Origin of the sequence: Haloarcula sp. NS06 (assembly GCF_051122755.1) — an archaeon.
Taxonomy (GTDB): Archaea; Halobacteriota; Halobacteria; order Halobacteriales; family Haloarculaceae; genus Haloarcula.
Genome location: NZ_CP184844.1, coordinates 1,123,264 through 1,145,756 on the forward strand (window position 1 = coordinate 1,123,264; position 22,493 = coordinate 1,145,756).

Genomic DNA, 22,493 nt, shown 5'->3' on the forward strand with positions numbered 1-22,493 from the left:
AAGGGCTACTGAACGTCGTCGAGAGAGACGAGAAGGTCCGACGAAACAGCCAGCCAGTTCCCTTCCAGTTCGGAGCCCGTACTGCCGGGCGGATACAAGATTGAACGCTGGCCGCCACCCGCAGCCGGCTCGTGTTCGACAGTCAATAGTTTCTCGGTGGCCTCGCCGTCCGTCGTATTTTGCTGCCGGGCATCTGACCGCTCAGGGCACATGGCCGCAGATAACAGTATAGCAATATTGTTATCCGTAGTCTAAATCGGGATATATCCCCGTATTACCGGAATATTCGTGGTGCTTACTGACCGGTAGCCAGTTCGAACCAGATAGCAGACACAACTGGAGCCGCAATCGATCGCTGGGCGAGAAGTGTACACGACGAGATCACGTCGCGTGCGAATTGGTGGCGCCTACTTCGGGATAGTATCGGCCCCGAGGTGCAGATGGACCGGTAACCCGAGATAACTCCGTCTCAGCGAGACGGGTGGGTTGGCGCATCGAACCCGCCACGGACCAGCGGCTTCGCGATATGGCGGCGCGCGACCGGCGGGACTTCGTACCACCCGCGTTCCAGTCCCCGCTCGATGGACTCCTCAGTCTTGCCATCAGCGCTGGTCCCGCAGTCCCGACACCGATAGCCCTGGTTCCGGCCGGCGGATTTCATTGACCGGCCACAGTCCGGGCAGTCCGGTGTAACGGATTCCGTCCGAACGAGGTCCCGGACCGCGAACTTCTCCAGTTTGAGCGTCCCGTCGCTCACTTCACCACAGGCGGTGAGTCGGTCGCCGGCTTTGAGCGAACGAACCCGGTCGCGAAAGCCCTTTGTCGGCTCGAAGGCCGCACAGTCGAGGGTCGCGCCGTCGCCTTCGAGGGTGAAAAACACGTGTCCCCCCGCCCGCGTTTCGGGGGCCTCGACCACATGGCCGGTGACGCGGTAGGCGCTGTCGGCCGTGACCGCGTCGACTGTCGCATCCTGTAGATGTACGTCGGTCCCCTGGTTCGTCACGAACATCGCTCGGCGGGCGATGGGTTCGCTGTCGATTGCATCCGCGACGGCGCGGCAGGCGGTTGAGTCGTCGCCGCGAATCCCGTAGAGAATCGGACACGGTGTCCGCGGCACACAAACCGGATAGCCCGACTCTCGGTCGACAGTGTCCCACACGTCCGGGTAGTACTCCTCGGCCGCGGCGCGGACGCTCTCGCCGTCGACCGCCCGCTCAGTGCCCCACCGGTCTTGCTCCCGGTAGGCGATGTGTTCGTAGGTCCAGTCCGACAGCGCGGCCCAGGCTCCGACCGCCGCGAGCGCGCCGACGAGTCCGCGGCCGTTGCCCCGCTGGCAGCGAGCGAACCCCACCACGTCAGCTAGCGTCGTCGCGGCCATCGGGTCCTGTATGGACCGGATTGTTTCACGGGCGAACGTTGCGACCTGCGGTGGGACAGCGTCGGGGTCGCAGTCGGCGACGATAGCGCCGGGGTTGGTCCGTGGGTCGTCGGTCTCAGCCATGTCGAGCACATCCTCGGCCAGTCCAAGCGCTCTGTCGGGGTCGAGGTCCGTATGCACCGCTAACGCCGCGTTCCCGCGAGTCTTGTGTTCGACGGCGGGGTTCAGACGGACGAGGAGCAGTCGCTCGACAGTCCCCCCAGCGTTCCGGATCGACTCGGCGAGGGTCGCGGCAGCGTAGGTCGTACACATTCCCCGTTCGCGCGAGTCCGTATCATCGAGGCCGACGACGGTCACGCTACGGTGTAGCCCCGAAGCGGTCAAACGCCTTTCGTCACGGGCCCTCGATTCGGCTTGAGAGGTCAACGGACGGCGCAATACATATAATGGGTGAGCGGGCTAGACTCAGTAGAGGTACAGAGTACTATGTCACGGTCGGCGCTGGTGGAAAACGTCATGGCGATGCTCGAAGACGCTGGCTTCCTCGTCAGCGACCGCTGTGCGATTCGGCCGAAGAGTTTCGACATCGCTGCCCGTCGCGGTGAGGACGTGTTGCTCCTGAAGATACTGGGCAACATCGACGCCTTCGACGCACAGACCGGAGGCGAGATGCGGCGACTGGGCACGTATCTGAATGCTACCCCGATCGTGATTGGCCTCCGAACGCGCGACGAGGAACTGAAACCTGGTGTCGTCTACTTCCGGCACGGCGTCCCCGTGCTGTCACCCGACACCGCGATGGACCTGTTCGTCGAAGAGGTCCCGCCACTCATCTACGCCGCGCCGGGCGGACTCTACGTCAACATCGACTCCGAAATCCTCGCCGACGTGCGCGAGAACCGCGACTGGTCGCTTGGCCGTCTGGCGAAAGAGCTGGGCGTCTCCCGGCGGACAGTCTCGAAATACGAGGACGGGATGGACGCCTCCGTCGAAGTGGCCGCCGAACTCGAAGACCTGTTCGACGCGCCGCTGACCTCGCCGGTGAGCGTCCTCGAAGGCGCCGAGGAAGTTCGTGACGACGAGCCGACACCGGACGATCCTGATGTCGCGCCGGAGGACGAGCCGATTGTGACAGTGTTCACCCGCATCGGGTTCGAGGTCCACCCGACGGACCGCGCGCCGTTCAAGAGCGTCAACGAGAGCGACGACGAGCATGGGCAGGTCCTTGCCGGTCACTCGGCGTTCACCGAAACCGCCGAAAAGCGAGCGCGAATCATGTCGTCGGTCGGTGAAGTGACCCGGACCCGGTCGGTGTACGTCGTCGACGAACTCCGGCGGGAGTCTGTCGAAGGGACCGCGCTCATCGAGAAAGAGGAGATGGAGAACATCGAGGACGCCATCGATCTGCGCGACCTGATTATGGAGCGCGGCGAGGACCGCGAAGAAGTGGCCTGAGCGGGCGCTATCAGTCTTCGTTGCCAAATGAAAACGAGAAACAGCGTAAGCGCCGGGTTTACTGTCCGTACGTCTCTTCGAGATATTCGACGATATCGTCGGATTCGGGCATTCCGTCGACGCCGTTGTCCTCGTCGATGAGTACCGGAACACCGGTCTGGCCCGAAACCTCCTTGACTTCGGTCCGGTCGCCGTGGGACCGCGGGACCATGTGGGACTCGTAGTCGAGTCCGAGTTCGTCGAGCTTCTTGATTACCTTCGCACAGTACGGACAGCCTTCGAGTTCGTAGAGTTCGAGATTGGCCATTGCACACGCAAATAGGCGAGCCAGCGTCAAGAACACATCGGTGGTGTGTCCCAGCCGCGCACCGTCGGCAGCAGTTCCACCTGCGCTACGCGTCGATGTCGTCGGGTGCGTCGGCGAGCAGGTCCGACGCGGTTACGAGCGAGGACAGTTCGAGGTCGTGGTCGGCGAGGTTCTCGCTGGCCCCTTCCTCCCGGTCGACGACGACGAGCACTCGGTTGACGACAGCGCCAGCCTCGCGGAGTGCCTCGGCGGCGTCGACCGCGCTCTGGCCGGTCGTGGCGATGTCTTCGAGGATGATGACCTCCTCGCCGTCGGTCAGGTCGCCCTCGATTCGGTTGCCCGTGCCGTACTCCTTGGCCTGCTTGCGGGCGATGACGTAAGGAATCCCAGTTTCGACGCTAGTGACCGCGACCAGCGGGACCGCACCGAGGGCGACGCCGGCCAGGGTGGCGTCCGTGTCCCAGTCGGCGATGCGCTCGGCGAATGCCCCGGCGATGAGGTCCAGACAGTCCGGGTTTGTCTCGAAGACATACTTGTCGACGTAGTAGTTCGACGTGCCGCCGTGGGAGAGCTCGAACTCCCCGAATTTGACGGCTTCAGCGTCTCGTAGCGCCGCGATGAGTTCGTCGTTTGCCATACGCTCACTGAACGGTCACGGGGCTAATGACTGTTGGATTCAGACAGCGACATTCCTAAGCCCTTCCGCCTCAGACACTCGCTCGAATGCAAGTGTTCGGGTCGAGCGGCGTCCGAGGTGTCGCGGGCGATGAGCTGACACCGCGGTACGTCCTTCGGGTTGCACAGGCCGCCGGGGACGTCTGGCGTGACGACCACGACCGCGTGGCGATCGCCCGGGACACGCGGACGACCGGGCGGACGTTTATCAACGCCGCGACAAGCGGGCTGACGGCCGTCGGGTTCGATGTCGACCGCCTCGGCGTCGTGCCGACACCGGGACTGCAGGCCTACTGCGAGCGTGAGGCCGTCCCGGGCGTGATGATTACCGCGAGCCACAATCCGGCCGCGTACAACGGCGTGAAGCTCATCGGCGCCGACGGGGTTGAACTGACACGGAGCACGCTCGACCACGTCGAGCAGTCGCTCCGGGACGACACTCCAAACTACGCAGACTGGGAGACAGTCGGGTCAGACACCGCCATCGAGAGCGCCCGCCGCCGATACCGCGAGCAGGTGCTTGCTGCCGTCGACCGCGACCGCATCGCCGACGCCGACCTCACTATCGTCGTCGACTCCGGCCACGGAGCTGGCTCTCTTACAAGCCCCGACCTGTTCCGCGAACTCGGCTGTGAAGTCCACACCGTCAACACCCAGCCCGACGGCCACTTCCCCGGCCGTGACCCCGAACCCGTCGCCGAGAACCTCGAAGACCTGCGGGCGTTCGTCCGCGCGACCGACGCCGACCTCGGATTCGCCCACGACGGCGACGCCGACCGCGGGATGTTCGTCGACGAGACCGGTACACACATCGAAGGCGACGCCGCGCTGGCCGCGCTTGCGGCGGCGAAAATCGAGTCCGGCGACGGCGTCGTCTCGGCGGTCAATGCCTCCCAGCGACTTGTCGACGTCGTCGAGGACGCTGGTGCGACTCTCTCACTGACTCCTATCGGCTCGACGTATATCGTCAGTCGCATCCGCAAACTCCAAAACGAGGGGACCCACGTCGCGATTGCCGGCGAAGGCAACGGCGGCATCCTCTTCCCCGACTACCGTATCGCCAGAGACGGCGCGTTCACCGCCGCGAAGTTCCTCGAACTCGTCGCTGACCGGCCCGCAAGCGAGGTTGCCGCGGACTACGACGACTACTACAACGTCCGGCGGAACCTCGAATACGAAACCGAAGAAGAGCGCGAGTCGATGCTCGAAGGCATCGAGGCCCATGCAAACGAGGCGACAGCCGACCTCGACACGACAGACGGCTACCGCCTCGACTACGGCGACGGCTGGGTACTTGCCCGACCGTCCGGGACGGAGCCCGTTGTCCGGGTCTACGCCGAAGCGCGCACACTTGACCGCGCCGAGGAACTCGCCGAAACGATGGTTAGCCGAGCGACCCAGCAAACAAATACTTACAGCGGCGAATAGGTGTCCAGCGCGTCATCGATAGCCGCTCTGGCCTTGTGGGCGGCCGACAGTTCCTGTTCGACAGCACCGCTTGCCAGCCGCTCGCGTTCGGCTTCTGTGAGTTCCGAGCGAGCGAGAGCGCTCTCCCGGAGCCGCTCGTAGTCGTCTCGCTCCGCGAGTCCACGCACCGCCCGGAGTGCGGCGACAACCGACTCATCGGCGAAGCGGGCAACAACCGAGCGGTACGCTTGGCAGAGCCATGGCAGAGCGGTCGCCGATGGCGGCGGCCAGTCGATCCGCACCGGCTCGGCGTCAAGCCGCCGAAGATACGTCTGCCGGGTGGCGACGGTGCTGCGGAGCGCTGCGGTGTCGTCGACGTAGTGGTCCAGTTTGGAGGCGGAGTAGTCAGCGTACTCCAGTAGTTTCGGAATCGGCTCAGTCCCGGCGTCGTGCTCGCGAACGTACGTCAGCAGTTCTGCGGGTGGGGACCTGAACTCGACTAGCGGATACGCGTCCGCTCGCTCGATAACCGCCAGCACGTCTCTGGCGGGCGTGTTGCGGCGAAATTCAGTGAACGCCTCGGTGACGGCGTCGTTGTAGCGCTCGATTGGCTCACGAAGGTGCTCGACCGGGGCATCGAGATCGGCGTCGCCGAGCCGCTGGAGGCGTTCGAGGTCATCGATGCGGTCGCTCAGTTCGTCGCGTCGACGGCCAGCGTCCGTTCGGGCTTTCTTGTACTGCTCACGTGCGTCATCGAGTTCGTCGAGGCGCCCGACGAGGTCGCCGATAGGGGAGAGCATCTCGCGAGCCTGCTCGAAGTCGCTCTCGGTGAGCCGCCGCTGCTGAAGGAAATCGTCGATTTCTTCGAAGGTCTCCCGTTCGGGCAGGTCCTCTGGGAGGTCGTCGGTCAGCGTTCCGACCTGACCCTGAAACTCCATGAACGCCTCGAAGTCACCACCGCCGGTCGCCCGACCGTCGTAGCTTTCGAGCAAATTCCACAGTTCACGGTAGATCTCACGGCAGTCACGGAGTGCGTCCGCACCGATTTTCTCGACGCGCGCCTGTGCTCGGGCGTACGCATCAGCGGCCTGTTCGAGTTCCGCCACGGCGTCGGGGGGTCCCGCGCCGCTTTCGATCTCAGTATCGGATCGTGCCATTAGTACACGTCGTCTGGGTCGAACACTTGCTCACCGACCGTCTCGCCATCGACAGTTCGGTGGAAACAGGACTCGTAGCCGGTGTGGCAGGCCCCGCCAGTCTGGTCAACGATGTACAGCAGCGCGTCCCCGTCGCAGTCGACCCGCACTTCTTCGACGGCCTGCGTGTGGCCGCTCGTCCCGCCCTTGTGCCAGAGTTCGTCCCGGCTCCGCGAGTAGTAGTGGGCCTCCCCCGTCTCGCGGGTCTTCCGGAGCGCTTCCTCGGTGACGTAGGCGAGCATAAGCACCTCACCGGAGTCGGCGTCCTGCGCGACCGCCGGGATGTACTCCTGCTCGTCGAATGCGAGGTCGACGTCGGTCATACTCGGGCCGAGGTGTGTCCGCAAAATAGGTCTTCTGCTGTCAGGGGTCAGGCCAGCCCGACCGCCTGCAACAGCGAGAACAGCACGTCGCCATAGGTGAGCGAGACGACCAGTCCGGCGAACATCGGGACGAGGAACGGAATCCCCGGCGATATCCACACCTCGTCCTGTTCGACAAGTACATCCAGCCCGTCGCGGAGTTGGGCCGGCGATGTACCGTAGGCCGAGTGATCGATATCGTCAAGGAACCGCTCGGCACCCCACGGGTCGTCGGTTTGGTCGGGATGGGCCGCCCCATCGGCCCCGGCGACGTGGGCTGACGGTTCGGCCACATCGCCGGACGCCGGGTCGCCGTCATCGGTCACCAGAGAGCCGTCGCCGGGGTCGTTCGGGACCGCTGGGAGGGAGGCCGGACGCCGATGCTGCTCGGGGTCGGCACGGATATCAGCGAGCGAGCAACCGCGCCACTGGAGGTACATCCGGAGGGCGTCGAGGTCGAGGCCACCACGGTCGAACCCATCGGGCGATTCGAGCAGTCGACCGTACTCCTCGGTGACGTTGGCGGCATTGACGGGCCGGCCGATGAACATCGCCAGCGAAAATCGCCCCCGGGCGAGGTTCCCGGCAGCGACAGCCAGCGGGTAGACAACACCGGCAAGCACGGTGTTTGAGAGTATCGTCAGCGAGAAGACGCCGATAGCGGTCTGCTGAAGCGGGAGGGCGACGCTCGGTATGGGCAGGTAGTACACCGGATAGACGGGAAAGAGAACGGCAATGAGCATGAACGCCTTCGCGTCAGCACCGCCGAAGCCGCCGATGAGCCAGAAGCCGTACGACAGCGGAATAACGAAGCCGAGACTGATCGCGACCCTGATAAGAAACAGCCGCTGGCCGACTGCTGTCGGGCCGGTCCAGACGGTGTAGGCGTCCCACAGCAGGAGTACGACCGCCAGCACGGCAAGCGGGGTCCAGGTCCGGTTGGGCACCCGGCGAGTTTTCACGTCGCGGTAGGCCGCCCACCCGAACACCGGGACGGCGACCAGCCGAAGCAGGTCCGGTATCGACCCGAGCACGGCTATAGGCAGTACAGCGGCCCCCCTAATGGTTCCGGTACGACGGCTGTCGGTGGCAGTTGCTGCTGGAAGAAGAAAGTGTAGTGCGCTGCAGGAGCCGCGTTAGATGACGCGGTTCTGCAGGTAGTCGAGATGCTTGGCGTTGTAGACGATCTTGACCTCGTCGGCGTCCGGACTGCCGATACAGGTCAGGCGAACGTTCTTGTCTTCGACTTCCTCGTCGCTGAGGATCTGCTGCATGTCCATGTCGATGTCGCCTTCGAGGACGATAGCAGCACAGTTCGCACAGGCACCGGCACGACACGAGAAGGGCCAGTCGTAGCCCTGTGCCTCAGCGGCCTCAAGGATGTACTCGCCTTCGTTCACGTCGAGGGACCCGTAGTCCTCACCGTCGAGGTCCATATCTGACGCCTCTGCGAAGACGTCGTCGTCGTACATGTCCCAGCCGTTATCATCCACTACTTCGTAGTTAAGGTACTCTACCGTGGGCATCACCTGATTGGTTCGAACCCCGCCCTGTTAGACTTTGCCCTTCGGTTTTAGATCGTGCAAAATAATGAGGGACAACGCGGGGATTCGTCGTGAATCGAGGACAGCTGTTCGGGGCCGATTCTAGCTCAGGCGATCGGCAGAAACCTGAACACCAGATACGCCGCGAGCGTCGCAATCGAGGGGACGACATTCTGGAGGAAGATCACTCTGGCAGTCGTTCCGGGTTCGAACAGATCCGACGCTGACGGGATGTCCTCCTGCGACTCCTCACCGATGGGCTCAGTCTCTGCCTGCTTCGGCGTCCCCTTTTTCCCGCCAACAGTCGGGGCGTCCGCGGCCTCCGCGTCAGTGGTCAGCGCACCAACGGAAGCGGCGGGAGACTCGCCCTGCACAGTGTCCGAAAGGCTCGTCGTTCGCGTCGCACGGCCCCAGCCGAGCCCGACGATGCTCATCGTGGCGATGATGACGAAACTCGCTGGGATACCCAGTGCAGAGAGGAAGGTGACGATGGTTGAGGCGACTGCCGCGACGACGATGGCAGCGACCAGCGGGAGGTCGGTCAGGTCGTTGCCGACCGTGTCCATCGTCCGGCGGGCGATGGTGAACGCACCGAGGCCGATAGCGCCGCCGCCGAGCAGAATAGCCGGGTACAACTCCAGTGAGCCGTTGCCCACGAGGGGCGCAACGGCGTTGGCGACGTTTGACGCCCCCGCCGAGAAACCCATGTAACAGCCGATACCGATGACGACGACGGTCCCGACGAACTCACGTGGCGTCGTGTTCTCGCCGAGCGCCGGCCGCGGAATCGCACCAGAGCGATCGAAATCCAGTAGCGACCCTTCGCTCTGTGAGACGGCGAACCACTCGACGAGTGTCGGGTAGAAGTACCGTCCGATAACGCCGCTGACCCAGAAGGCGATAATCGGCGAGACGAGCCGCCATGAGACGATTTCGAGCATCAGAGCGGCGTTCAACGTCCCGCGGGCAAGTCCCAGGCCGGCGATAGCGCCAACGGCCGTCATCGACGTCGACGCCGGAACCCCGACCACGTTCGAAAGGAACAGCGCGACACCGATGAAAAACAGGACAACAATGCTGATCAGCGGCGAGAACTGCGTGGCGACGAGGTCACTGCCCAGGCTCTGGACGACGGCCGGGCCGACGATGAGCCCACCGGCCATCGCAAATATCGTCATCAGGGCCGCTGCCGAGAGTTTCGAAAGCGTGTTGGACCCGACCGCAGGCCCGAACGCGACACCCGTGGACGACCCCCCGATATTGAAGCCGACGAAGATAGCGACGATGATGCCGAGCGCGAAGAGAACCTCAACCATACGTAGGACAGACGTGGCGGGGAGTAAAGGGCACGGTCTGGCGTCCGGCGGCGACTAGAGGACGTACTGGAAGACCAGATAGGAGGCGACCGCCGAGATGCTTGGGGTCAGTATCCACAGCATCACAACTCGGCCCGTCGCTGCGGGGTTGAACAGGTCGGCGGCGGTGGTCGCCGATTCGGGAGCCTCTTCGCCGATTCCTGGGACCTCGGACTCCCCGCCGGCCGACGGGCTGTCCTCGTCGTGGTCGGCCGCGAGCGCGTTGACCGAGACGCCGCCGTCGCCGCTAGCGGCTGGCGTGCCCTTGACCGCCGCGCCGGCAGCGTCGGTCAACGTCGTCGTCCGGGTCGCCCGGCCCCATCCCAGGCCGACGACGCACATCGTCGCTGACACCGCGAGACTCGCGGGGATGCCCGCAGCCGACAGCAGGCTTATGATTGTCGCGCTTACCGTCTCGACGATGAGCGCTGCGAGAATCGGCAGTTCGGTGAGGTCGTTGCCGACCGTATCGAGGGTCCGCCGGGCGATGGTGAACGCGCCCACGGCGATGGCACCGCCGGCCAGAAGCACGCCGGGGTACAGTCCCAGCGAGCCGTTACCCACCAGCGGTGCGACGGCGTTTGCGGTGTTCGACGCCCCCGCCGAAAAGGCCATATAGCAGCCAATGGCGACAACGAGGAACTGCCCGATACGCTCGCGTCGGGTCGTCTCCGGCCCGTCAGTCTCGAAGACAATGCGGGCCGCCAGATGCGGGTAGAGGTAGCGACCGACGACCGCCGATAGCCAGAACGCGATGATGGGGGCGACCAGCCACCAAGAGACGATGCGCCCCATCACGTCCCAGTCGATGGTGCCGCTCGCGACGCCGAGGCCGGCGATAGCGCCCACGGCGGTCATTGACGTCGAGGCGGGCACACCGAAGAGGTTCGAAACCAGCAGCGCCAGCCCCACAAAGAAGAGGACCGTCACGCTGGCAAGCAGCGTGAACTGGCTGCTCGGGACAATCTGCCCACCCATCGTGTCGATGACCTCGGTCCCAACGGTCGCGCCGCCCAGCACCGCGAAGCAGGACATCAGGGCGGCAGCCGTGACCTTCCCGATGGTGTCCGACCCCACTGCCGGACCAAAGGCGACACCGGTCGAGGACCCACCGATGTTGAAACCGACGAAAATGGCAACCAGAAGCCCAACAGCGAAGAGAATCGAAACCATGTCCAACAGCAAACTCCGACGGGTCTAAACAATACCGTTCGTGACCGCTCTCGGGGTCAAACGGTTCGCGTCGCGATGTCTCGTCATCTCAGACCGCAGACATCCCGTAGACAATCCTCGCTATCCAATGGATAGCCGGGCGTCACAGCCACTCAGTCGCGGTCGTCATCGCCGTTGTCAGCCGGCACCGTCTCCTCGACTTCCGACGCTGTCTCCTCGACCTCACTCGCCGTCTCTTTGGCCGCTTCGACCTCGTCAGTGACTGATTCAGCGGTCTGTTTCGCGTCGCTGGTCTTGTCCTTGACCTCAGTCGTCTTGTCTTTCACTTCAGTCGTCCTGTCTTTCGCGTCCGTCGCCTTGTCCTTGACCTCAGTCGTCTTGTCTTTCACTTCCGTTGTCTTGTCCTTGACTTCGGTCGTCTTGTCCTTGACTTCGGTCACCTTCTCGGCAGCGTCCTCATCGCCGGTCTCGGTCGCAGTCTGTTCGACTTCGTCGGCCGTCTGCTCGACCTCCTCGGCTGTCTGTTCAACTTCGTCGACGGTTTCTTCGACCTCGCCCGCGGTCTGTTCCACCTCGTCGGCCGTCTGCTCGACTTCGTCCGCTGTCTGCTCGACGTCCTCTACAGCCTCGTCAACCGTTTCAGCGGCGGTTTCGACCTCGTCAGCGGTCGTTTCCAGCTCTTCGGCGGTCGTCTCTAGTTGCTCGGCTGCCTCTTCGAGCTCAGCGGCCTTGGTGGCGACATCCTCGTTCGTCCGCTCGAGAACGTTCGCGAGGACGAGGAACTGTAGCAAGCCGACAACGACGAACGCCGAAATGGCGATGCTCGCAGCGGTCGCAAGCAGTGACTCCGTGCCAGCACCGAGCGGCAAAACACCGAACGCGGCCAGTCCCCAGGCCAGCGCCAGCCCGACAGCGACGACCAGCACGGCCTGTTCGAAGAGTTGATATTCGCGCTCGTACCGCCCGAACATGATTGCTTCGAGCCGACGGGCGAGCGGTGTGAGGACAGCTGTTGCGATAACCATAGCTGACCTTTCCTATCACAGCGTAAAAGCATGGGGGTACACTGGGTCAGGCAGCCGACTGTACGTATCGGACCGACACGCTTTCGACGGCTGCCACCGGAGCAACGGCCATGTATCCCGATTTCGAGGTCGTTCCCGCGGTCGACATGCAGGACGGACAGGTGGTCCAGTTGGTCGGCGGCGAACGCGGCACCGAGAAAACCTACGGTGACCCGGTCGAGGCCGCACAGCGATGGGTCGACGCCGGTGCGCGGACACTCCATCTCGTCGACCTCGACGGCGCGTTCGAGGGCGAGCGACAGAACGCGGCGGCCATCGACGCCGTCCTCGACGCGGTGGGGTCTGACGTGGACGTGCAGCTCGGCGGCGGCATCCGGACCGCCGAGGACGCCATCTCGCTGCTTGACCGCGGGCTTGACCGCGTTATCCTCGGCACGGCGGCCGTCGAGACGCCGGAAATCGTCGGCGAAATCAGCGACGAACACCCCGGCAGTGTCCTCGTGAGCCTCGACGCAAAGGACGGCGAGGTCGTGGTGTCGGGCTGGACCGAGGGGACCGGTCTGGACCCCGCCGACGCCGCCGAGCGGTACGCCGACCTGGGGGCCGGCGGCATCCTGTTTACCGACGTGGACGTGGAGGGACAGCTCGACGGGGTTCGGACCGAGCCGGTCCGCCGGCTGGTCGATAGCGTCGACATCCCCGTCATCGCCAGCGGCGGCGTCGCGACCATCGACGACGTGCTGGCGCTCCGGTCAGCGGGGGCCGCCGCCGTCGTCGTCGGCAGCGCCCTCTACGAGGGACAGTTCACGCTCGACGCGGCGATTGACGCCCTCGACGAGGGCTAATCGAGCGAGACGAACGGCAGCGTCGCCCGCGAATCGGCGCTGTAGGCTAGCGCGTCGGACTGGCTGACGCCCTCAGGCGTCGCCAGGTCCATGATTCGCGGGGCGTTCTCGACTGCGTCCGGCTTCGCACCGCCGAAGACGTAGCCCTCGGCTTCTTCGGCGACGGGCCGTAGCGACCCGCGGTCCTCGGACTGCACCATCGCGACGACTTCCAGATCCTCCGCGTCAGTGCCGCCGACGGCTTCCCTATCGAGAGAGAGCGTGACTGTCCCAGCGTCCACGTCGACGGCCTCGCCGAGTGAGACCGCGTCCCCGTCGGCGTCGGTCAGCGCCGCGCCGCTGGCGTCGACCGCGCTCTTTGAGAAGCCGCTGATTTCGATGCGGTACTGCCACGGGTCCTCGAAGTCGACGTTCGCGCCGAGGTCGTCGAGGCTACTCGTCGACCCGCTGTCGGCGGTCGGGTCGCGCAGCCAGAGGACGAACCACTGCGGCGAGAAGCCGCGGCTACTACCGAAGGCGTTGTAGAGGTTTGCCACCTCGAAAGTAAAGCGGTGGAGGCTCGGCGTCTGCTCGATAGTCAGCGACTCCAAGTCGAACGCGCCGTCCTCGAAGTCACCGCTGGTCGGATACGTGTACCCGCCGGGACCGGTGTCGTCGCCGGACGGGTCGGCGAGTTCGGCCACCGTCGCCGGCGGTTTGACCGTCACTGTCCCGCTTGCGAGCGTCGTGCCGTCGGGGAGCGTGACCGCCACGTCGTAGTCGCCGGCCGTGTCGATGCTGTAGCCGAAGTCGTAGGTGGCGTCGCTAGCGTTGGGCGGGAAGCGGACGTTCTCCGTCCCGACGGCCTCGCCGTCGACGCGGAGCGTTACCGTGGTCCCACCGATGAACGCCCCGTCGTTGCGCCCGGTGGCTTGGATGAACGGCTCCTGAATGAACACCTCGGCGCTGATATCGACATCGACGTCCTGTTCGGGCCGCTCGTACTCCGGCAGGTCGTTGATCTCCTGACCTGTGGCGCGCCGGAAGCGGACAGCCGTCCCGCCGCTGCCGACCATCGACGCAAGCAGGGTCGTGCCCGGTGTGACGATGGCCTCGTCGATGCGAACGTCGGTCAGGTTCTCGTCGTAGGCCGCGTCGATGCCGTCGGCATAGATTTCGGCGACGTACTTCGGGCCGTTGGGGCCGTTGCCCGTTCCGTTCTTCTTGCCGTTGTCGTTCCCCGGCCCCCGTCCATTGCTGTCCGACGCGGGTGAGAGGAACTCCAAGGGCACGTCGACGGCGCGGCCGCCCTCGTCGGTCATCGCGCCGAGATACCACTCCTCGTCTTTCTGCCGTGCAGTGACCATGTAATCGCCGATCTCGGCGTCGATGACGCGCGTGTCGTCCCAGCCGGCGGCCGGCACGTCCTCGATGAACTGGAACGCGTCGACGGTCTCACCGCGGATGGGAGCGGTCTCGGGTTCGGGCGTCGATTCGCCGGACTCGGTGACGGCCACCGAGTCGAGATTGAAACCACCGGTGTCCTCGGCGGTCAGCGAGAGCGCGATTTCGTCCTCGTCGCCGGACAGCGAGACGGTCGTCGAGACGCTCTCCCAGATGTCCCAGTACTCGGTGGGTGGGAACGTTAGCTGGCCGGCCTCGCTGCCGTCGACCAGCACCGTTGCGGTGCGGTCAGTATCCGGACCGACGGCGTTCTCCTCGGCATCGCTGGCGTACCGGAAGTGGATGTCGTACTCGTCCTCGCTGGCGTCCTCGACGGTCCATGAGACGGTCGCGCCGGGCGCGGCGCTGTTGGGATCGATGGCGACGTACTGCTCGCCCTGGGCGTTGGCCCAGCGGGCGGCCGTCGAGAACCCGTCGAGGTCCCCCCATTCGGCCTGGGCGACCTCGCCGACAGCGGTCATCGACGGCTGGTCGGCCAGGTAGGAACTGGGCAGGTCGGCGGCCATCTGGAGGCCGCTGAAGTACGTCGGATACATCGCCAGTTGCTTGGCACGGGTGGTCTCGATGCCGCCAGAACCGGAATCCATGTCGAAGATGCCCGGCGTGTACTCCACCGGCCCGCCCAGCATCCGTGTGAAGGGGAACGTGACGTGGTGTTCGGGGCTCACGTCGCCAAAGGCGTCGTACTCCTGGCCCTTGACGCCCTCGCGGGTCATCAGGTTCGGGTAGGTTCGCCGGCGGCCGGTCGGATGAATCGGCTCGTGTATATCGAGCATCTGTCGGTTGGCCGCCGCCGTCTCGGCGACCAGCGTGTGGTGGTTGACCAGTATCTGGTTGTGGTGGCTGTAACTCTCGCCCGCAAGGTCGCCGCTGTCGGAGACGTAGCCGCTCTTGATCGTTCGGATGCCCAGCTCGTCGTACAACGAAAATGCCTCGTCGAGCTGTGATTCGTAGTTCCGGAAGTCACCGGCCGTCTCGTTGTGCATCGTCATCTGGGTCGGCGGGTCGAGGCTCGCGCCGTAGTCGGTCACTGCCGCCAGATCGAAGTCCGGATACGGTGTGGAGAAATCGAAACTGCTGCCATCGCCCGGATAGCTCGACCAGCCCTCGTTCCAGCCCTCGACGAGGACGCCGGGGATGTCGTGCTCGCTGGCGAAGTCCATGTACTGCGTGGCGCGCCCGGTCTGTGCGCCGTGGTTGCCGGTCTGTGGACCCTGATACTCCCACTGTGCTCGGCCGGTAATCATCAGCCACCAGACGCCAATGAACTTTTGCGGCTCAATCCAGTCGACACCCTGCGTGAACACCGCCTCGTCGTAGTCCTCGTTGAGATTGACGACGAGGTTCGACTCGATGAGGTCGCCGGCGCTGGTCCCGACCTGTACCGTTCGCCACGGGGTAACGTGCGGGGCCGAGGCTGACACCTTGGTACCGTCAGGTAGCGGTGCGAGCGTTGACTCGAATACTGTATCGCCGCCGTCCGACGGCGTGAGTGCGAGCGAGGCGTAATCTGTCAGGTCTGCCTCGTGAACGGCCACATAGTGGTCGTCGTCGGTCTGCATCGTCATCGGCGTGTGGACGCCGTCGAAGCCAGTGCCGTCCAGTTCGCCAGCGACCTCGCTCAGCGGCGTCTCGGCGTACTCCACCTCGAAGTTGTTGTAGTCGTTGGGGATCCACCAGGAGGTGTAGTCCCCGGCGAAGTTGTACTCGGTCCGCTCTGACGTGATGACAAACTGGTCGCCAAAGGGCTCTCCAAAGATGAACCGGAAGCCGACACCGTCGTCGAACACCCGGAAGACGATCGTCCCGAACCGCTCCGGCCCGGACGACTCCGCAACTCCCAGACGTAGCTCCGTGTACTGCTCCTCGATTTCGTCGTACCGGTCCCACACTGGCGTCCATGACGAATCAACCTCGGTCCGTTCGCTCCCAGTCACGACAAGTCCCGAACGGAACGCGTCCTGATTCTGGAACTCAAAGCCCAGTTCGGATTTCCCGATGAGCGCCATCCCCTCGTGTAGAATTTCGTATGTTGCCACACCGTCGCTGACATCTACGGTGAGTGTTACTGCCCCGTCGGGTGATGAGACAGTCTGTGTGGCCGAATCGTCGCCCGCTGTCACCTGTGCAGCAGCGTCGTCGGAGACGGAGACCGAGAAGGCCGATGCGGCGAGGAGCGAACCGACCCCACCGAGGAACTGTCTGCGGCTCGGGTTCGATTTGGGCTGTGATCTTTCTTCAAACATCGAGTTGGTTCTGCCGTGGGTCAATAATAAAAGTTCACCTAGATTACGTACCAGTTGATCAGTGAGTCGTCGAATGCCACCGCGCTATCGCGTTACAGTCGAAATAGAGAGGTGGCTGAACGCCTATCCGGCTCGCACACATAGTGTAGATATGGACCGCAACGAGGTTCGCCACGCGTGGGACAGCGTCTCCGAGACCTACGCCGAACGGCGCGACCCGACTGGGTCGGACGCAGCCCTGCTCGATGACTTGCTCGAACGACTCCCCGAAGCGCCAACGGTCCTCGACGTGGGCTGTGGCGACGGCGCGCGGACGCTTGCGAACCTTCCGCCGAACAGCATCGGCCTCGACTTCTCCCGTGCGGGCCTGGCCCTCGCAGCAGAGACAGTGCCGGAGAGCCGGCTTGTACAAGGAGACATGACGTCGCTCCCGGTTGCGACCGACAGCGTGGACGCCATCACGGCCTACCACGCCGTCTTTCACGTCCCGCGGGACCAGCACCCGGCGGTTTACCGGGAGTTCGCCCGCGTGCTCCGTCCGGGCGGTACTGTGTTGATGACGCTGCCAAGCGGCCAGTTCGAGACCGTCCGGCGCGGCTGGATGGGCGGGTCGATGTTCTTCTCAGCGCCAGGTCGGCGGGCGACGCTCGACCAGTTGGCCGACGCCGGCTTCACTGACACGGAGACCGTCACTGCGACGGACCCCCTCGGGAGCGATAGCGAGTTCGTCTTTGCCACGCTCGGCGGCGATTAGCGGCCGCCTACTCAGCTAGCTCGTCAGCAGTGCTGACGTGCATCCCCACGAACTGCCACGGGCGGTCCCCATCAGTGGCTTCGAGCGTCCCGCTCCAGCGGGTGTCGTACGCGTGGTGGACGCCATCCTCGGTGTCAGTCCAGCACAGTGTCACGTCGTCGCTGAACCATGCGTAGCCCTCGCGTTCTGTTACCCGGAGTGCATGGCTCTCGACAGTCCAATCGCCCGTCGTCTCGGTCTGGTTCTGCAGTCCTATCTTGATAGCGTCGGTCCCGACCAACTGCTCGGAGATACCGAACTTGACCACCGAGCGGTCCGCGTCGTCGGCGAAGAAGGAGCCGAGCTGATTGCCGGCCCGCAACGCCGCGTAGTACGCCTCGATAGTCTCAGTCGCGTCCATACTTGGCTCTACGGCCTGTGGCCCCTTCACTGGCTACGCCCGGCGGCCGCTCTCCCGACCCGCAATCCTTACGCCGCGGACGGCCACACGGACGTGTATGACAGAGGCGACGGGAATCGTCGGGGAGTTCCTCACACTCAAGGAGGGGACCGACGCGGACCTGCTGGCGATGCAGTGTGGCGACTTCTACGAATTTTTCGCCGAAGACGCCGAGATCGTCGCCAACGAACTCGACCTGAAGGTGAGCCAGAAGTCCTCGCATGGCTCGTCGTACCCGATGGCAGGGGTCCCGGTTGACGACCTGACGCCGTACGTCTCCGCGCTGGTCGAGCGGGGCTATCGAGTCGCAATCGCCGACCAGCACGAGACCGAGAACGGCCACGCTCGCGAGGTAACGCGGGTCGTTACGCCCGGGACACATCTGGAGACCGGCGACGAGTCGGCGCAGTACCTCGCCGCGGTGGTTCGAGAGGCCAGCCGAGACGGCGGTGACACCTACGGCATCGCCGCGACGGACGTGACCACGGGTCAGTTCCAGGTCACACAGCTCGACGACGCCGACGCGGGCGAGGCGCTGACAGAGCTGTACACGTTCGGGCCGGCCGAGATTCTTCCCGGCCCGGAGCTCCGGAACGACGACGAGTTCTTAGACCGCCTGCGCGAGCGGACGGACGCGGCGCTGACGCTGCACGACTCGGCGTCGTTTGAGCCGGGGCGAGCGGGCCACACCGTCCGCGAGCAGTTCGGGAGCGAGACGGTCGACAGCGTCGGCATCGGCGATCAGGACGTGGCACTGCGGGCCGCAGGCGCGGTGCTTTCCTACGTCGAGGACACCGGTGTCGGCACGCTAGCGGCGGTCACGCGCCTGCAAACGTACGGCGAACGCGACCACGTCGACCTTGACGCGACGACACAACGCAACCTCGAACTCACCGAGACCATGCAGGGCGACAGCTCGGGGTCGCTGTTCGACACTATCGACCACACGGTCACGGCCGCTGGCGGACGACTGCTCCAGCAGTGGCTCCAGCGACCCCGTCGAAACCGGGCCGAACTCCAGCGCCGGCAGTCCTGCGTGGCGGCGCTGTCGGAGGCAGCGATGGCCCGCGAGCGGATCCGGGAGACGCTATCGGATGCGTACGACCTCGAACGGCTGGCCGCGCGGGCCACGTCGGGGAGCGCCGACGCGCGGGACCTGCGAGCAGTGCAGGAGACGCTTTCAGTGCTCGGGCAGGTCGCCGACGCCGTTACCGATACCGAGCGGCTGGCCGAGTCGCCGCTTGCCGACGCCCTTGACGGAGCCGACCGCGAAGCGGCTGACGCACTGGCCGCGGAACTCGACAGCGCACTGGTCACGGACCCGCCGGGGACGGTGCGCCAGGGTGGCCTGTTCAAGCGGGGGTACGACGACGACCTCGACGCAGTCATCGACGAGCACGAAGCCGCGCTGGAGTGGCTGGAAACGCTGCCGGACCGTGAGAAGGAGCGGACCGGCATCACCCACCTCTCGGTCGACCGGAACAAGACCGACGGCTACTACATTCAGGTCGGAAAGAGCGAAACCGACGCTGTCCCTGAAAAGTACCAGCATATCAAGACACTCAAGAACTCCAAACGCTACACGACGCCCGAACTCGACGAGAAAGAACGGGACGTGCTGCGCCTGGAGGAGCGCCGCCACGACATGGAGTACGAGCACTTCCAGCGGCTCCGGGAGCGCGTGGCCGAGCGTGCGACGCTGCTGCAGGACGTGGGTCGGACGCTGGCGGAACTGGACGCCTTCGCGTCACTGGCAGTCCACGCCGTCGAGAACGACTGGACCCGTCCGGCGGTCGTCGACGGCAACGAACTGTCTATCGAGGCCGGCCGCCATCCGGTCGTCGAGCAGACCACCGAGTTCGTCCCGAACGACCTCTATATGGACGACGACCGGCAGTTCCTCATCGTCACCGGCCCGAACATGAGCGGGAAGTCGACGTATATGCGCCAGGCCGCGCTAATCACGCTGCTCTCGCAGGTGGGCAGTTTCGTCCCGGCGCGGTCGGCAACCGTCGGACTAGTGGACGGCATCTTCACCCGCGTCGGCGCGCTGGATGAGCTCGCACAGGGCCGCTCGACGTTCATGGTCGAGATGCAGGAGCTATCGAACATCCTCCACTCGGCCACCGAAGAATCACTCGTGATTCTGGACGAGGTGGGCCGCGGGACCGCGACCTTCGACGGTATCTCTATCGCCTGGGCCGCGACAGAGTACATCGTCAACGCCATCCGGTCGAAGACGCTGTTTGCGACCCACTACCACGAACTGACGGCGCTGGGCGAGGAGCTGCCGACCGTGGAAAACGTCCACGTCGCGGTCGACGGCGAGCCCCGGTCTGCGGGCAGCGACGGCGACGTGACGTTCCTCCGAACGGTCCGGAACGGCCCGACTGACCGCTCCTACGGCGTCCACGTCGCCGACCTTGCTGGCGTCCCCGAACCAGTCGTCGACCGCTCGCAGGCAGTGCTGGACCGGTTGCGCGACGACAAGGCCATCGAGATTCGGGGCAGTGAGCAGAACGACAGCGGGACGACACAGGCCGTGTTCGACCTTGATTCGGGGCAGTTCAGGGACGGCGCGGCTCAGTCCGAGGACGCAGCAGCCGGTTCGGCGGCTGAGCCGGTTGCGACCGACGGCAACCCCGAACACGCTCCCGACGGGTCCGTGGCTGAAGCCTCAGATAGCGACGCGGCAGCAGCGTCGCGCGATCCTGAAACTGAGGCCGTCCTCTCGGAACTGACGGAACTGAATGTCAACGAGACACCACCGGTCGAACTGATGGCGAAAGTACAGGAGTGGCAGGCCGAGCTGGACGACGAGTAGCAGACAGCGCCCGATTTTCAACGAAGATACTCACGGCGGAAGGTGTATACGGGAGTTGTCACTGCTAGAATGCAATGACCGACCGGATTCGCGTTCTCCACGTCGACGACGAGCCGGCTGTCGTCGAAGCGGCCACAAGTGCGCTGGAACAGGCGCACTGTGGTATCACGGTCGAGACGGAGACGAACGTCGCCGACGGCCTCAAGCGACTTGACGAGGGTGCGTTCGACTGTGTCATCGCCGGCTACGACCTGCCGGGGCAAACCGGCGTCGAGTTCCTCGATGCGGTCCGCAAACGATCACCGGACCTGCCGTTCGTTCTGTTCGCCCGCGAGGGGAACGAAGCGGCTGCCAGCGACGCGATTTCCGCCGGCGTCACCGAGTACCTCCGGGCTGACGGCAGCGCGGAGCCGTACGCACGACTGGCACACACCGTCGTCAACGCCGTCGAACGGACAGCCGACGATATCAAACACACACAGGGCTCACGTCGTGAGCGTGCTATCGAGGAACTACACTCCACCGCCAGGGCGTTCATGCGAGCCACGACTGCTGATGCGGTGGCGCAGGTCACAGTGGACGCAGCTCGGACGATCCTCAATATGCCGGCCAACGCGGTTCACTTCGCTGACGGCGACAGTCTGTATCCGGCCGCCTGGACCAATCAGGTAGAAGAGCTCATCGGGACACCACCGGTCTTCGAGCCCGGAGATGGCCTCGCATGGCAAGCCTTCGAAAGCGGCGAAACGCAGGTTCACAACGATGTCGCGTCAAGTCCAGCCCGGTACAATCCGGACACGGACATCCAGAGTGAACTCATCCTTCCGCTGGGTGACCATGGTGTTCTCCTCATCGGGTCGTGTGTGACAGGTGCATTCGATGACACAGATGTCACACTCGCGCGGACGCTCTCAGTCCACGCGACAGCGGCGCTTAGCCGTCTCGACCGCGACCGCCAGCTCCGCGAAGAGCGCGAGTTCATCGATCAGGCGCTCAATACGCTTGACGACCTGTTCTACGTCATCGACACGGACGGGAGCCTTCGGCGGTGGAACGAGCGCATCCCTGAAGTCACAGGATACAGCAATGACGAGATTGACGATATGCCCGTCTCCGATTTTTTCCCGGGTGACGAGCATGAGACAATCGCTGCGGCAATAAATGAGACGCGAACCAGCGGCCGGGTGACTGTTGAAGCGGAGATTCTGACTGCCGATAGAGAGCGGATTCCGTATGAGTTTGCCGGAACCCAGCTGACCGACGCTGATGGGGCACCCGTCGGGACTGTGGGTATCGGTCGGGATATCTCCCAGCGCAAAGCGTACGAACAGCAGTTAGAACGCCAGAACGAGCGCCTCGACGAGTTTACAAGCATCGTCAGCCACGACCTCCGAAACCCGCTGACTGTCGCGGAGGGGAATCTGGAACTGGCCAGAGCAGAATACGACAGCGACGCTCTCGACAAGGTGTCACGCGCCCACGAACGAATGCGAGCGCTGATAGACGACCTCTTGGCGTTTGCACGCGCCGGCGAAACGGCGACCGACCTCGAATCTGTCGCGCTCGCCGGCATCGTTGAGGAGTGCTGGCAGAGTGTCGAAGATGACCGGGCAACACTCGTCGTCGAGGGTGACCTGCGGGTTCGGGCAGATATGGCAAAACTCCGGCGGCTGTTAGCGAACCTCCTTCGAAACAGTGTTGAACACGGGACCACAGGCGCTCAGACGACGGCTGACGACAACACCGACCACAGTGGCGGGAGCGCAACTGTACGAGTAGGTGTCATTGAGGATACGGACCGACACGGGTTCTACGTCGCCGATGACGGTCCGGGCATCCCGGCGGCCGACCGTGAACAGGTGTTTGAAGGGGGCTATTCGACCGGCGAGAGCGGGACCGGGTTCGGACTTAAAATCGTTCAGCGGATCGCTGAGGTCCACGGATGGACGGTTACAGCCACCGAGAGCGAGGCCGGCGGCGCGCGGTTTGAGGTGACGGGTCTCGAACCTGCTTGAGCAGACAGACCAGTCGCCGAGTGCGGGACAGTGCCACCGACGGCAGACCC

19 protein-coding genes are annotated in these 22,493 nt (G+C 64.5%); 6 read left to right on the top strand and 13 right to left on the bottom strand.

The features are described 5' to 3' along the window. Positions 1-5: 5 nt before the first annotated feature. Both ACODNH_RS09550 and ACODNH_RS09555 read right to left on the bottom strand, forming a co-directional pair. Entirely contained in the window at positions 6-212 is a 207-nt protein-coding gene (locus tag ACODNH_RS09550; protein ID WP_306709696.1) for a hypothetical protein, read from the bottom strand. 257 nt (positions 213-469) lie between these two features. Further along, the gene (locus tag ACODNH_RS09555) at positions 470-1,735 is read right to left on the bottom strand and encodes a tRNA(Ile)(2)-agmatinylcytidine synthase (RefSeq protein ID WP_306709698.1); all 1,266 of its coding nucleotides are present in this window, start codon (positions 1,733-1,735) and stop codon (positions 470-472) included. 129 nt (positions 1,736-1,864) lie between these two features. Here ACODNH_RS09555 and ACODNH_RS09560 point away from each other — a divergent pair, with 129 nt between their 5' ends. After that, positions 1,865-2,833, top strand: a complete 969-nt coding sequence (locus ACODNH_RS09560; RefSeq protein ID WP_306709700.1) for a transcriptional regulator — start codon at positions 1,865-1,867, stop codon at positions 2,831-2,833. A gap of 58 nt (positions 2,834-2,891) precedes the next feature. On the opposite strand, the gene ACODNH_RS09565 is transcribed toward ACODNH_RS09560, so the two are convergent. Continuing rightward, a complete protein-coding gene (locus ACODNH_RS09565; RefSeq protein WP_306709703.1) occupies positions 2,892-3,140 on the bottom strand; it encodes a glutathione S-transferase N-terminal domain-containing protein in 249 nt (82 codons plus the stop codon). Positions 3,141-3,225: 85 nt separating this feature from the next. Further along, entirely contained in the window at positions 3,226-3,777 is a 552-nt protein-coding gene (pyrE, locus tag ACODNH_RS09570; RefSeq protein WP_306709705.1) for an orotate phosphoribosyltransferase, read from the bottom strand. Between the two features lie 86 nt (positions 3,778-3,863). On the opposite strand from pyrE, the gene glmM reads away from it, so the two are divergent. Next, on the top strand, positions 3,864-5,243 hold the full coding sequence (gene glmM / locus ACODNH_RS09575) for a phosphoglucosamine mutase (RefSeq protein WP_306709707.1): 1,380 nt from the start codon (positions 3,864-3,866) through the stop codon (positions 5,241-5,243). Here the strand turns inward: glmM and ACODNH_RS09580 are convergent. The 7 genes from ACODNH_RS09580 to ACODNH_RS09610 all read right to left on the bottom strand — a co-directional run bounded on the left by ACODNH_RS09580 (position 5,228) and on the right by ACODNH_RS09610 (position 11,877). Further along, positions 5,228-6,379, bottom strand: coding sequence for a DUF7118 family protein (locus ACODNH_RS09580; protein ID WP_434531289.1), 1,152 nt, complete (start codon positions 6,377-6,379; stop codon positions 5,228-5,230). The two genes, glmM and ACODNH_RS09580, sit on opposite strands and share 16 nt — an antisense overlap. Beyond that, a complete protein-coding gene (gene hisI, locus ACODNH_RS09585) occupies positions 6,379-6,741 on the bottom strand; it encodes a phosphoribosyl-AMP cyclohydrolase (RefSeq protein WP_053966672.1) in 363 nt (120 codons plus the stop codon). Before hisI ends, ACODNH_RS09580 begins: the two co-directional genes overlap by 1 nt. Before the next feature lie 47 nt (positions 6,742-6,788). Next, on the bottom strand, positions 6,789-7,814 hold the full coding sequence (locus ACODNH_RS09590) for an A24 family peptidase (RefSeq protein ID WP_306709713.1): 1,026 nt from the start codon (positions 7,812-7,814) through the stop codon (positions 6,789-6,791). A 102-nt stretch (positions 7,815-7,916) separates the two neighbouring features. Further along, positions 7,917-8,306 (bottom strand): ferredoxin Fer1, encoded by a 390-nt coding sequence (gene fer1, locus ACODNH_RS09595; protein ID WP_306709715.1) that lies wholly within the window; start codon positions 8,304-8,306, stop codon positions 7,917-7,919. Between the two features lie 125 nt (positions 8,307-8,431). After that, entirely contained in the window at positions 8,432-9,640 is a 1,209-nt protein-coding gene (locus tag ACODNH_RS09600) for an inorganic phosphate transporter (RefSeq protein WP_434531290.1), read from the bottom strand. 54 nt (positions 9,641-9,694) lie between these two features. Next, on the bottom strand, positions 9,695-10,852 hold the full coding sequence (locus tag ACODNH_RS09605) for an inorganic phosphate transporter (protein ID WP_306709718.1): 1,158 nt from the start codon (positions 10,850-10,852) through the stop codon (positions 9,695-9,697). Between the two features lie 152 nt (positions 10,853-11,004). Then, on the bottom strand, positions 11,005-11,877 hold the full coding sequence (locus ACODNH_RS09610) for a hypothetical protein (protein ID WP_434531291.1): 873 nt from the start codon (positions 11,875-11,877) through the stop codon (positions 11,005-11,007). A 110-nt stretch (positions 11,878-11,987) separates the two neighbouring features. Between ACODNH_RS09610 and hisA the strand changes: the two genes are divergently transcribed. Then, a complete protein-coding gene (gene hisA, locus ACODNH_RS09615) occupies positions 11,988-12,722 on the top strand; it encodes a 1-(5-phosphoribosyl)-5-[(5-phosphoribosylamino)methylideneamino]imidazole-4-carboxamide isomerase (protein WP_434531292.1) in 735 nt (244 codons plus the stop codon). Here the strand turns inward: hisA and ACODNH_RS09620 are convergent. Further along, the gene (locus ACODNH_RS09620; RefSeq protein WP_434531293.1) at positions 12,719-16,411 is read right to left on the bottom strand and encodes a glycoside hydrolase family 97 catalytic domain-containing protein; all 3,693 of its coding nucleotides are present in this window, start codon (positions 16,409-16,411) and stop codon (positions 12,719-12,721) included. The two genes, hisA and ACODNH_RS09620, sit on opposite strands and share 4 nt — an antisense overlap. Positions 16,412-16,562: 151 nt before the next feature. Here ACODNH_RS09620 and ACODNH_RS09625 point away from each other — a divergent pair, with 151 nt between their 5' ends. Then, a complete protein-coding gene (locus ACODNH_RS09625; RefSeq protein ID WP_306709725.1) occupies positions 16,563-17,165 on the top strand; it encodes a class I SAM-dependent methyltransferase in 603 nt (200 codons plus the stop codon). A gap of 7 nt (positions 17,166-17,172) precedes the next feature. Here the strand turns inward: ACODNH_RS09625 and ACODNH_RS09630 are convergent, their stop codons facing one another. Continuing rightward, positions 17,173-17,565 carry a nuclear transport factor 2 family protein gene (locus ACODNH_RS09630; protein ID WP_306709727.1) on the bottom strand — a complete coding sequence of 131 codons (393 nt, stop codon included), beginning with the start codon at positions 17,563-17,565 and terminating at the stop codon, positions 17,173-17,175. A 97-nt stretch (positions 17,566-17,662) separates the two neighbouring features. On the opposite strand from ACODNH_RS09630, the gene mutS reads away from it, so the two are divergent. After that, a complete protein-coding gene (gene mutS / locus ACODNH_RS09635; RefSeq protein ID WP_434531294.1) occupies positions 17,663-20,428 on the top strand; it encodes a DNA mismatch repair protein MutS in 2,766 nt (921 codons plus the stop codon). A gap of 74 nt (positions 20,429-20,502) precedes the next feature. Further along, positions 20,503-22,443: an ATP-binding protein gene (locus ACODNH_RS09640; RefSeq protein ID WP_434531295.1), complete on the top strand. Its 1,941-nt coding sequence runs from the start codon at positions 20,503-20,505 to the stop codon at positions 22,441-22,443. Positions 22,444-22,493 lie beyond the last annotated feature (50 nt).